Raw genomic sequence first — 10368 nt, forward strand, 5'->3', positions numbered from 1 at the left:
TGTATTAGGCACGCCGCCAGCGTTCGTCCTGAGCCAGGATCAAACTCTCCGAAGAAAATTTGTGACTCATAAATGTTGCTGACTTAAAAATTTAAAACGTTTGGTACGCTTTTGGTTTTGTTTAGTTTTCAAAGATCATTTTCGCTCGTCAGTGGTGACGGCTTATATAATTTAACATGGTGACCATCACTGTGTCAACAGGATTTTTTGAAGTTTTTTAAGACTTTAAAAATTCATTTGTTTTTCAGCGACGAAGAATAATATACCACCATTTCCACTTCAAGGTCAATACGTTTTATAAATTATTTTTCATAAAATGAAAATCAATTTTCCCGCTTATGATTTTGTATAAGTTGCCCAGCAATTCTCTTTTTTCAAGAAGTGATCTTTTTTGAACAAATGTGAGACTGTCGTCAATAAGAATATTGCTTATGATCTGAAGTTCCTGTTCAAGCAGCAGCTCCATTTCCTGAGCTTCTTTATCATTGAAGATAAACCCTTTTGACATATGATCCTCCTCTGAGATGCGTAAGTTTTATCATTATGGCACAACTTGAATTTTTCTAATCATATTCTTCACAGCTTGGCATACATATGAGACAAGAACATTAGGGACGGGGCTGATCAGAATGAACAATTTCTATGTACTGCATATAAAAAAAGTGAAACAGCTGCTCATCATTGTCATTGCCGCTCTCTTTACTGCCGGTATTTTATATATAGAAAATGTCCTTCAATTTCCTGTTTTCTCAACAGCAGACGGGCCAAAGGCTGTTTTCAGGGGAGAAGAGAAAGCAAACAGCGTTTCCCTTACGTTTGACATCAGCTGGGGGGATGAAAAGGCAAAGCCGATTCTTGATACTCTGAAGAAAAATGGTGTGACAAATGCGACCTTTTTTCTTTCAGCAGCCTGGGCTGAGCGGCACCCTGAGATAGTGAAGCAAATTGTAAAGGATGGACACCAGGTAGGGAGCATGGGATACGCCTATAAAAACTACACCTCGCTTGAGGCAGATGAAATACGGCGTGATATTCTCATGGCGCAGGATGTATTCAGCGAACTCGGACTGAAAGATATAAAACTTCTCCGGCCGCCTACAGGCAACTTTAATCAGGAGATCCTGACGATTGCCGAAAGATACGGATACACTGTCGTTCATTATAGTGTAGATTCAGATGACTGGACCAATCCCGGTGTCAGCACCATTGTGAAAAATGTAAATGATGCGGTTCAGGGAGGAGATATTATTCTGCTTCATGCCTCTGATTCCGCCAAACAGACTCAGAAAGCACTTCCGCAGATTGTTGAAGGGCTGAAACAAAAAGGCCTGAATAACGTGACGGTAGCGGATTTAATTTCGGGAGGAACAGCCAAATCAACGGAAGTTAAATAACCTTATGAAAAAAGCTAAGCCCGGAAAAACAGGGCTTAGCTTTTTTTAGTTTGTGATAATTTAGATAAGAGCAGCAGCTGATAGGCATTGCATATAAGAAGCGGAATCAGCATTAAGTACAGCCAGTCACCTTCATTTACACGCAATGCAGGCACCCACTCGACCGTTGTAACGACTGTCATAAAAAACAGGGCCGGTATGAAAGCCATTTTGTTTGTCTGTTTCATCTTGATATAAGCGACCGCTGCACTGAATAACAGCAAAAAGAAGGCAACCATCATATAAGGAACAGCCGAATCACCTTCCGCTGCAAACAGCTGATAGCGGAAATAGACCAAATCAAAGATAACAAACAGTATCAGCACGATCTGAATGGCATTCCATAAAGCAGCCGTACGAAAGATTCCAAGTCCGAACCGGTGAATCGTCAAATATGCGAAAAATCCCATTTGGCTGATGATGCTGAAAATAAATCCGACTCCAACAAGCCAAAGCAAAATGGAGAGAATCTCAACAATGTCAAACGATATGAAAAATTCTTTATAATCTCCCCACCTTAAGGCAAAACCAGTAATACTCGTAGTGATGCCGCCAACAAGCAGAGTCGATAAAAATAACCGAACCCAATTTCTACTGTTCACAATTGTATCCCCCAATATGTATTCTACTCCAAAAATTTTACCAGTGTCTTTTGTAAAAAGCTATGTTAATTACCAGTATTAAAACAGTCCGATTCATTCATATTAGAAATAAGCAACTTTAAATGGAAAGGAGCTTTGCATGATGGAAAAGCGAAGGTTGCTCTCAATTCTGACACTTACAGCCATGTGTTTTTTCCTTGCGAGCTGCGCACCTAAAGATCAGCCTTCAGGACAGCTCGATTATGAAGAAACAAAGAAAATGGTTGTCGATATTTTAAAAACCGATGATGGAAAAAAAGCCATTCAGGAAATTCTTAAAAATGATGATATGAAGCAAAACCTGATTATGGATCAGAAAGTTGTCTCTGACACCATTTCCAAAACCCTGACGTCTGAAAAGGGACAGGAGTTCTGGAAAAAGACATTTGAAGATCCAAAGTTCAGTGAAAGCTTTGCAAAAAGCCTTCAGACCGAACACGAGAAGGTTATTAAAGGGCTGATGAAAGACCCGGAGTATCAAAAGATGCTCATTGGCGTCCTTGAAAATCCTGAGATGGAGAAACAGACGATGAAAGTTCTCCAAAGCCAGGAATACCGCAAACACCTTCAGGAGGTCATCACAGAGACGATTGAAAGTCCCCTGTTTAAAGCCAAGCTTGAAGAAACTCTGCTGAAAGCAGCTAAAGAAACAAACCAGCAAGGCGGCGGTGGCTCAGGCGGCAGCGGAGAGGACTCAGGGCAAGGCGGCAAGTCCGAAGAATCCGGACAAGGCGGCCAGTAGAGAAAAGCGCCCTGCTCAGGGATCGACAGACAGAAAAGGACCCGGCTGAAAAGTCCGGGTTTGACTTTTCCGCCGGATCCGCTGCGCCGGAGTACCGGGGCGCTGGACAATTACGCTCTAAATGTCACATACCTTTAGCAAAGCGCCAAAACGTTGGCGCTTTTGTTTATACATTTACAGGCACAATCTCTGCAACCTTTTTAGCAATTGATGAGTAAATCTCTCCAGTAGGATGATCTGCTGCATATACAGAAGGAGCAAAGTCCTTTTCGTTCCAGTCAGGCTGCTGAAGCGGAATATTTCCAAGCACCGGGACATTAAGCTCCTGTCCAAGCTTTTCTCCGCCGCCTTTGCCGAAGACATACTCTTTCTCTCCTGTTGTTCTGCTTTCAAAATAGGACATGTTTTCAACGACACCGATCACTTCATGGTCTGTTCTAAGCGCCATAGCACCCGCTCTTGCTGCAACAAAAGCAGCTGTAGGATGCGGAGTCGTTACAATGATTTCTTTGCAGGAAGGAAGCATTGCATGAACATCAAGCGCTACGTCTCCGGTGCCGGGAGGAAGATCTAAAAGCAGATAGTCAAGATCTCCCCACTCTACTTCCTGAAAGAAGTTATTCAGCATTTTTCCAAGCATCGGCCCTCTCCAGATGACCGGTGCATTATCCTCTACAAAAAAGCCCATAGAGATGACCTGGACGCCAAAACGCTCAACCGGAATGATTCTCTCTCCCCTTACAACAGGACGTTTCGTAATACCCATCATGTCCGGCACACTGAATCCGTAGATATCCGCATCAATAAGTCCGACTTTTTTGCCGAGACGGGCAAGAGCCACCGCCAAGTTAACGGAAACAGTCGATTTTCCGACGCCGCCTTTACCGCTGGCAATTGCAATGTAGACAGGCTGCTTGGCTGATGACAGCAGAGAAGGATCCTCTTGTTTAGGCGCCTGGTATTTTGCTGTTACTTCCTGGGGAAGTTCTGTAAAGCGAAGACCGACTGTGCCTGCTCCTGCTTCTTTGAGTTTGGCGACAATCTCCTGCTGAAGCTGCATCTGCTCGGACGTCCCTGTCTTTGCAATACCGATTTTCATGCTGATATGGTTTTTCTCAGCTTTCACTGAAATTTCTTCTATGGCATTCAGTTCTTCAAGGCTTCTATGTAAAAAAGGTTCTTTTAGTTCTCCGACGATTTTGCGAGCTGTTTGCTCATTCAGCATGTTAACCACCCTTTGTTGTATTCGTTTTCATCAGTATATCATAATTTGAAAGAAAATTGGGACTCCTGGCTTTATAGCTTAAGGCATTCAGGGAAAACAAAAAAATCCATCCCTACTCAGGAGGATTTTTTTCGTTCGTCATATAGCGCAGGATGCCGTTATAAATAGAAGCCGCCACTTTATCCTGATATTCCTCTGTGCCAAGAAGGCGCGCTTCATCGGGATTAGACAGGAAACCCACTTCTACCAGAGCACCCGGCTTATCGATATGTTTCATCAGGTAAATCGTATTCATCTGCTTGGCTTTGCGGTCAGTGTTCTCCAGGTTGCGCCTTAGTTCATCCTGAATAAATTTTGCAAGCACCTGGTTTTCTTCCATTTTGGAATGGTAGAACGTTTGTGCCCCGCTCCACTGTCTGGATGGAATAGCATTAAGGTGAATACTTAAATACATATCTGCTTCTGAGTCGTTAATCAGCTCCAGGCGCTTTCTCAGGTCCTCGCCTTTTCTTTTTGAATAGCCCTTCGTATCTTTATCGGCAAGGTCTGTATCTCTTTCTCGTGTAAGAAGGACGAGTGCCCCCTGTTCCTGCAGATAGTCTCTGATCTGCTTTGAAATGGCAAGGGCAATGTCTTTTTCCAGATGCTCCGTTCCTACCGCTCCGCCGTCCGGTCCGCCGTGCCCGGGATCTATGTAGATAACCTTTCCTGTCAGCGGCAGATTCCAGGACTTCCAAGAGCTGTCGTTATTAAATTGAAATTGAAATAATAAAAGTAATAAGATGAAGCCAGCGCCAAAGCCAAACCATCTCAGCTTGTTTTTCATTTTTCCACCCTCCTGCCCGTCCTTTACCACTATATGGCGGACAAACAGGAAATATGATTAGGCAATAGCGTTTTAATGAAGTCTGAGCTTCAGCCTCTTTGCTCCTTTTTCAAACCCTTCTGACCACCATGAATGAATCAGGTGCTCACATGCATAGTAAACCGATTCGTTTTTAAAATCATCACCGTGGTTTCCCCATATAAGCATGTAATCAAATAGTTGGTCAGTTAACTCTTTTTCCTCCCTGCTTGACCTCATGCTGACTGACTTCTGCGGTTCGCCGTAATAGCCGAATCTGCTGTAGCTGGCACCGAGCAGGAAGGCTTCTATAGAATAATCGATGCAGCCTTCTTCAATGGCGGAATAATCAATCGATCCTGAATGCATATAGACACCGAAACACTCATAGGCTTTCGCCTTCAGCTGGGTGAGCGTCAATTCTTTCAGGATAATGCGCTCATAGTTTATTTGCTTTTCTCTTCGTTTATCTGAAAGTGAAGTAATCTTTTCCATGATGTATATGCCCCCTCAGTCTATTGTTTTTCCGGGGGCCGGTTTCATGCGAGGTAAAGATTGTCTGCGGGCGGCGAATTTTTTTGGAGAAAATAAAAAACCACAGCAGAACCGCTGTGGTTTTTGAAGAAAAAATTAACGTTTTGAGAACTGAGGTGCACGACGAGCGCCTTTAAGACCGTATTTTTTACGTTCTTTCATACGAGCGTCACGAGTCAGAAGACCTGCACGCTTAAGAGTGCCGCGGTATTCTGGATCTGCTTCTAAAAGTGCACGTGAGATGCCGTGACGGATAGCGCCAGCTTGGCCAGCGAATCCACCGCCATTAACACTTACTAAAACATCATAGCTTCCAGCTGTTTCAGTTAAGTTAAGCGGTTGTTTGATGTCTTCGATTAGAGCTGCGAATGGGATATAGTCTTTTACTTCACGATCGTTGATAACAATACGGCCTTCGCCTGGAACGAGACGAACACGCGCTACTGAGCTTTTACGACGGCCAGTACCGTAATATTGAACCTGTGCCAAATTAATAACCTCCTTAATAATTAACCGCGAAGTTCGTAAACTTCAGGTTGTTGTGCTTGGTGTGGATGCTCGTTGCCTGCATATACATGCAGCTTTTTGTACATTTGACGTCCTAGAGAACCTTTAGGAAGCATTCCGCGAATTGCCAGTTCAAGCATTTTCTCAGAGTAGTTTGTACGCATTTCAAGAGCAGTTCTTGATTTTAGTCCGCCTGGGAATTGGCTGTGACGGTAGTAGATCTTGTCAGTCAGTTTCTTTCCAGTCAGTTCGATTTGTGCTGCATTGATGATAATTACATGATCACCAGTGTCTACGTGTGGTGTATAAGTTGGTTTGTGTTTTCCGCGAAGAACAGATGCAACTTCGCTGGCAAGACGACCTAGAGTTTTGCCTGCAGCATCTACCACGAACCATTTACGTTCAACTTCAGTTGCTTTCGCCATATATGTTGTACGCATGATTTTCCCTCCAATATCTTTCATTTAAAATTTAATCATTCTATTTCAAAACACAGATAAACTCTTCCGGGGCTTATTTGTGGGGTTGAAATACATACCATATGATAGTTTATAACGTCCGGGCAACATTGTCAAGATAATGTTACACCTGGTTTAGTTGTCATAGTAAACTTTCCATAAATATAATCCTGAACCCGGGGCTGTTTTCCCGTTCATTGAACGGTCACGCGCCTTCAGGATGTCTGGAATCCGGTACGGGTCAAGCACTCCCCGTCCGGCATTCATCAAGGTTCCGACAAGGATTCTGACCATATTGTAAAGGAATCCGTCACCGACAAACCGGAATGTCAGAACATCGTCTTCTTCGTAAAATTCGATATCATATAAAGTTCTGATTCTGTCCTCTTTATCTGTTTTAGCTGAACAGAAGCTTGTAAAATCATGGGTGCCGATCAAAAACTTTATCGCTTCCCGCATTTTTACATAATCAAGTTTATACGGATAATGATACGCATAATTCCGGCTGAACACATCCCGGACTTCCGAGCGGCTGACTTTATAGCGGTATTCCTTTGCACGGACATGGTACCTTGCATGAAAGTCGTCTTCAGTAAATGATGCAGCCTGAATGGCCACATCTCCGGGAAGGAGCGAATTTAAGGCATTCGGCCACCTGTTCTCCGGGATGTAGATCTCTGTATCAAAATGAAGAACCTGGCCGATGGCATGAACACCTGCATCCGTTCTGCCTGATGCAAAAACTTTCACTTCCTGCCCTTTATGCAGTTTTTTCAGGCCTTTTTCAATTTCTCCCTGAACGGTCCTCTGTCCGGGCTGAATCTGAAATCCGCTGAAACCTGTTCCGTCATATGAAACGGTGCATTTTACCCTCATTGTAAACTCCTATGAACGCAGTAGTAATAGAATAATGCCTACAGCAATCAGCAGGCTGAGTATGATCGTATCAATGGCTCTCCACGTCAGCTCGCGAAGCTTCGTTCTTCCTTCGCCGCCCTGGTAGCCTCTTGCCTCCATCGCAACAGCAAGCTCTTCCGCCCTCTTAAACGCGCTGATAAACAGCGGCACAAGCAGCGGAATGATGGCGCTGATTCTTTGTTTAATCGGTCCGCTTGTAAAGTCTGCTCCCCTTGCCATCTGCGCTTTCATGATTTTATCCGTTTCCTCCATAAGGGTCGGAATAAACCGGAGTGAGATCGACATCATCAGCGCAAGTTCGTGGACAGGGAGGCCGATTTTTTTAAAAGGATGCAGCAGGCTTTCCATTCCGTCTGTTACTTCAATCGGTGTGGTTGTTAACGTAAGGATGGTCGTAAGCAGGATAAGAAACAGAAATCTGAGGGAAATATAAATCCCCTGGATCACTCCCTCCCGGTGAACCGTAAGAAATCCGGCTTCAAACAGGACAGGACCTTCTTTTGTCACAAGAATATGCAGAATAAACGTAAAAAGGATAATCCATATGATTGGCTTTAAGCCGTTCAATAGAAATTTTGGCGGCAGTTTTGTCGCACCGACGATAAAAAGGGTAAACAATCCGAGAATGGCATACGTCACCGCATTGTTGGCAAAAAACACGATAAATACAAACAGAAAAATCATCGTGAGCTTTGAACGGGGGTCCATTCTGTGAATGAGGGAGGCGCCGGGAACATACTTGCCGATAATCATGCTGTTCATCATAGGGCATCACCTTTGATCCCGCGTACAACCATGCTGACAAGGTCATCGATTGAAAGTGAGATTCCTTTCCACTCTTTCCCGAGCTTCTGCTCAATCGTCTTTTGAAGCTTTACGGTTTCAGGAAGATCGAGACCTGCTGAGACAAGCACTTCAGACTGGCTGAAAATCTCTTCAGGCGTGCCTTTCATCTGTATGGTGCCTTTGTGCATAACCACAATTTCGTCTGAATAGCGGGCGGCATCCTCCATGCTGTGTGTGACCAGAACGGTTGTAAGTGACCTGCTTTTATGAAGAGAGTAGAAAAGATCCATGATCTCTTTCCTTCCGCTCGGGTCAAGCCCTGCAGTCGGTTCATCAAGCACGAGGACTTCAGGCTCAATGGCAAGAACTCCAGCTATAGCCACCCGTCTCATTTGACCGCCGCTCAAATCAAACGGTGACTTCTGAAGTACGTTTTCAGGAAGCCCGACCAGCTTTAAAGCATTGCGTGCCTTTTCCCGTGCTTCTTCTTCTGGGACGCCGAAATTCATAGGACCAAACATGATGTCCTTTTCAACCGTTTCCTCAAAAAGCTGATGCTCCGGAAATTGAAAAACGATGGCTACTGCCCTGCGGACCGGTTTCAGATCTTTGATCTTTTTACCTGCTTCGATTTTACGATCACTAACAGTCAAAGAACCTTTTGTAGGCTTAAGCAGTCCATTCAGATGCTGAAGAATGGTTGATTTGCCTGAACCGGTATGGCCGATGATCGAGACAAAGGAGCGATCTTTAATCTCAAGGTTTATGTCATGCAGCGCAAGACGTTCAAATGGCGTTCGAGCCTGATATCTGTGCTCTAGCTCTTGGAATGTAATGTCCACAGTTCATTCACCAGGCTTTCTTCGTCTAAGTAGTTCTTTGAGAGGGCAATGCCTGCTTCTCTCAGCTTCATGCTGACCTGATAGGAAAAAGGCAGATCAAGTCCTATTTCAACCAGCTTGCGGTCGAGTTTAAAAATCTCTTCAGGCGAGCCTTCGGCAAATTTCTCTCCGCCATTCATAACGATAATTCTGTCTGCTCTCGCGGCCTCTTCAAGATCGTGTGTAATCGAAATGACCGTTACAATCCCCTGTCTGTTAAGCTCGCGTACTGTCTCCATCACTTCGCTTCTCCCCTGCGGATCAAGCATCGATGTAGCTTCGTCTAAAATAATGATCTGCGGCTGAACGGCAATGACACCCGCAATGGCCACGCGCTGCTTTTGGCCTCCTGAAAGATGGTGCGGCTCTTGATCGAGAAATGCTTCCATCTTCACTTTTTGAGTAGCCCATTCGACGCGCTTTTTCATTTCTTCCCGCGGCACTCCGTGGTTTTCCAAACCAAAAGCCACATCATCTTTAACGGTCGTTCCTACAAATTGGTTATCCGGGTTTTGAAACACCATGCCGACTTGTTTGCGAACTTCCCAAATCGAGTCTTCATTTAATGGAATGCCGTTTACGGCGACGCGGCCGTGCTGCGGCAGTATAAGACCGTTGAGGACTCTGGCAAGGGTTGATTTGCCGGAACCATTATGTCCGACAACAGCAAGCCATTCGCCTTTTTTCACACTTAACGAAACAGCGTTAAGGGCGGGTCTTGCATCGTCTTCATGATACTGAAATGTAACCTGATCCACTTCAATAATTGTCTCTTCCATCGCTGCCTCCCTCACCTGTACTCCTGCGCAGGCGCAAAAGCCATGCTCTTCTATTCTGTCTCTGCTGCGGCACTCATTGGCCCCTCATCACGATGAGAGGCTGCCTGAGTGTACAAAAAAAGGGCATAGATCCAGTTTTCAGGAAAACTGACCCGCCCTCTGAGTAAAGAAAATAATGATTAAACTAATTCGATAATGACCATTGGTGCTCCGTCGCCGCGGCGAGGTCCAAGTTTCATTATGCGCGTGTAACCGCCTTGGCGTTCTGAGTAACGCGGTGCGATGTCACTGAATAGTTTTTGAAGTGCATTTTGCGTGCCTTCTTCGTTAGCTACCTCGTTACGGATGTAAGCAGCAGCTTGGCGGCGGGCATGAAGATCCCCACGTTTACCTAAAGTAATCATTTTTTCTACAGTTGAACGCAATTCTTTCGCACGAGCCTCAGTAGTTTCAATGCGCTCGCTGATGATTAGATCTGTAGTAAGATCACGAAGTAACGCTTTACGCTGAGCACTTGTACGTCCTAATTTTCTGTAAGGCATTATGTGTTCCCTCCTTCGTTAGTACTGTGTGTTAATTTTAGAAACACGCGAAAACGCTAGTTAACTTGTTAACTAGTC

14 protein-coding genes are annotated in these 10368 nt (G+C 44.6%); 2 read left to right on the top strand and 12 right to left on the bottom strand.

Features of this window, described 5'->3' with window-relative positions; genetic code table 11:
* Positions 1-295 precede the first annotated feature (295 nt).
* Positions 296-508, bottom strand: coding sequence for a hypothetical protein (locus ACTSEZ_RS19585; RefSeq protein WP_029566213.1), 213 nt, complete (start codon positions 506-508; stop codon positions 296-298).
* A 121-nt stretch (positions 509-629) separates the two neighbouring features.
* Between ACTSEZ_RS19585 and pdaB the strand changes: the two genes are divergently transcribed.
* On the top strand, positions 630-1394 hold the full coding sequence (gene pdaB / locus ACTSEZ_RS19590) for a polysaccharide deacetylase family sporulation protein PdaB (protein WP_029282748.1): 765 nt from the start codon (positions 630-632) through the stop codon (positions 1392-1394).
* A gap of 35 nt (positions 1395-1429) precedes the next feature.
* On the opposite strand, the gene ACTSEZ_RS19595 is transcribed toward pdaB, so the two are convergent.
* A complete protein-coding gene (locus tag ACTSEZ_RS19595) occupies positions 1430-2035 on the bottom strand; it encodes a KinB-signaling pathway activation protein (protein ID WP_369735975.1) in 606 nt (201 codons plus the stop codon).
* 142 nt (positions 2036-2177) lie between these two features.
* On the opposite strand from ACTSEZ_RS19595, the gene gerD reads away from it, so the two are divergent.
* Entirely contained in the window at positions 2178-2816 is a 639-nt protein-coding gene (gene gerD, locus ACTSEZ_RS19600; RefSeq protein WP_369735976.1) for a spore germination lipoprotein GerD, read from the top strand.
* Positions 2817-2982: 166 nt separating this feature from the next.
* On the opposite strand, the gene salA is transcribed toward gerD, so the two are convergent.
* From salA to rplQ, 10 genes are all read right to left on the bottom strand, one after another.
* The gene (salA, locus tag ACTSEZ_RS19605; RefSeq protein ID WP_369735977.1) at positions 2983-4041 is read right to left on the bottom strand and encodes an iron-sulfur carrier protein/transcriptional regulator SalA; all 1059 of its coding nucleotides are present in this window, start codon (positions 4039-4041) and stop codon (positions 2983-2985) included.
* A 112-nt stretch (positions 4042-4153) separates the two neighbouring features.
* Positions 4154-4867 (bottom strand): N-acetylmuramoyl-L-alanine amidase CwlD, encoded by a 714-nt coding sequence (gene cwlD / locus ACTSEZ_RS19610; RefSeq protein WP_369735978.1) that lies wholly within the window; start codon positions 4865-4867, stop codon positions 4154-4156.
* A gap of 72 nt (positions 4868-4939) precedes the next feature.
* Entirely contained in the window at positions 4940-5380 is a 441-nt protein-coding gene (locus tag ACTSEZ_RS19615) for a DUF2521 family protein (protein ID WP_029566217.1), read from the bottom strand.
* A gap of 135 nt (positions 5381-5515) precedes the next feature.
* Complete coding sequence (gene rpsI, locus ACTSEZ_RS19620; protein ID WP_029282760.1) at positions 5516-5908, bottom strand: 30S ribosomal protein S9; 393 nt, start codon at positions 5906-5908, stop codon at positions 5516-5518.
* A gap of 20 nt (positions 5909-5928) precedes the next feature.
* Positions 5929-6366 (bottom strand): 50S ribosomal protein L13, encoded by a 438-nt coding sequence (gene rplM / locus ACTSEZ_RS19625; RefSeq protein WP_070875209.1) that lies wholly within the window; start codon positions 6364-6366, stop codon positions 5929-5931.
* A gap of 153 nt (positions 6367-6519) precedes the next feature.
* Complete coding sequence (gene truA / locus ACTSEZ_RS19630) at positions 6520-7260, bottom strand: tRNA pseudouridine(38-40) synthase TruA (protein WP_369735979.1); 741 nt, start codon at positions 7258-7260, stop codon at positions 6520-6522.
* Between the two features lie 9 nt (positions 7261-7269).
* Entirely contained in the window at positions 7270-8067 is a 798-nt protein-coding gene (locus ACTSEZ_RS19635; protein WP_369735980.1) for an energy-coupling factor transporter transmembrane component T family protein, read from the bottom strand.
* Positions 8064-8930 carry an energy-coupling factor ABC transporter ATP-binding protein gene (locus tag ACTSEZ_RS19640; RefSeq protein ID WP_369735981.1) on the bottom strand — a complete coding sequence of 289 codons (867 nt, stop codon included), beginning with the start codon at positions 8928-8930 and terminating at the stop codon, positions 8064-8066. The genes ACTSEZ_RS19635 and ACTSEZ_RS19640 overlap by 4 nt, the downstream gene beginning before the upstream one ends.
* On the bottom strand, positions 8906-9748 hold the full coding sequence (locus ACTSEZ_RS19645; protein ID WP_369735982.1) for an energy-coupling factor ABC transporter ATP-binding protein: 843 nt from the start codon (positions 9746-9748) through the stop codon (positions 8906-8908). Before ACTSEZ_RS19645 ends, ACTSEZ_RS19640 begins: the two co-directional genes overlap by 25 nt.
* A gap of 179 nt (positions 9749-9927) precedes the next feature.
* Entirely contained in the window at positions 9928-10290 is a 363-nt protein-coding gene (gene rplQ, locus ACTSEZ_RS19650; protein WP_029282773.1) for a 50S ribosomal protein L17, read from the bottom strand.
* Positions 10291-10368: the final 78 nt, after the last annotated feature.

The organism is Metabacillus mesotrionivorans (genome assembly GCF_052171315.1).
GTDB lineage: Bacteria > Bacillota > Bacilli > Bacillales > Bacillaceae > Bacillus_P.

What these genes read in the sequence shown, in the direction of transcription:
- ACTSEZ_RS19585 (WP_029566213.1), bottom strand. Translation starts at nt 508, where the DNA reads ATGTCAAAAGGGTTTATCTTCAATGATAAAGAAGCTCAGGAAATGGAG.
- pdaB (WP_029282748.1), top strand. Translation starts at nt 630, where the DNA reads ATGAACAATTTCTATGTACTGCATATAAAAAAAGTGAAACAGCTGCTC.
- gerD (WP_369735976.1), top strand. Translation starts at nt 2,178, where the DNA reads ATGGAAAAGCGAAGGTTGCTCTCAATTCTGACACTTACAGCCATGTGT.
- salA (WP_369735977.1), bottom strand. Translation starts at nt 4,041, where the DNA reads ATGCTGAATGAGCAAACAGCTCGCAAAATCGTCGGAGAACTAAAAGAA.
- cwlD (WP_369735978.1), bottom strand. Translation starts at nt 4,867, where the DNA reads ATGAAAAACAAGCTGAGATGGTTTGGCTTTGGCGCTGGCTTCATCTTA.
- ACTSEZ_RS19615 (WP_029566217.1), bottom strand. Translation starts at nt 5,380, where the DNA reads ATGGAAAAGATTACTTCACTTTCAGATAAACGAAGAGAAAAGCAAATA.
- rplM (WP_070875209.1), bottom strand. Translation starts at nt 6,366, where the DNA reads ATGCGTACAACATATATGGCGAAAGCAACTGAAGTTGAACGTAAATGG.
- truA (WP_369735979.1), bottom strand. Translation starts at nt 7,260, where the DNA reads ATGAGGGTAAAATGCACCGTTTCATATGACGGAACAGGTTTCAGCGGA.
- ACTSEZ_RS19635 (WP_369735980.1), bottom strand. Translation starts at nt 8,067, where the DNA reads ATGATGAACAGCATGATTATCGGCAAGTATGTTCCCGGCGCCTCCCTC.
- ACTSEZ_RS19645 (WP_369735982.1), bottom strand. Translation starts at nt 9,748, where the DNA reads ATGGAAGAGACAATTATTGAAGTGGATCAGGTTACATTTCAGTATCAT.
- rplQ (WP_029282773.1), bottom strand. Translation starts at nt 10,290, where the DNA reads ATGCCTTACAGAAAATTAGGACGTACAAGTGCTCAGCGTAAAGCGTTA.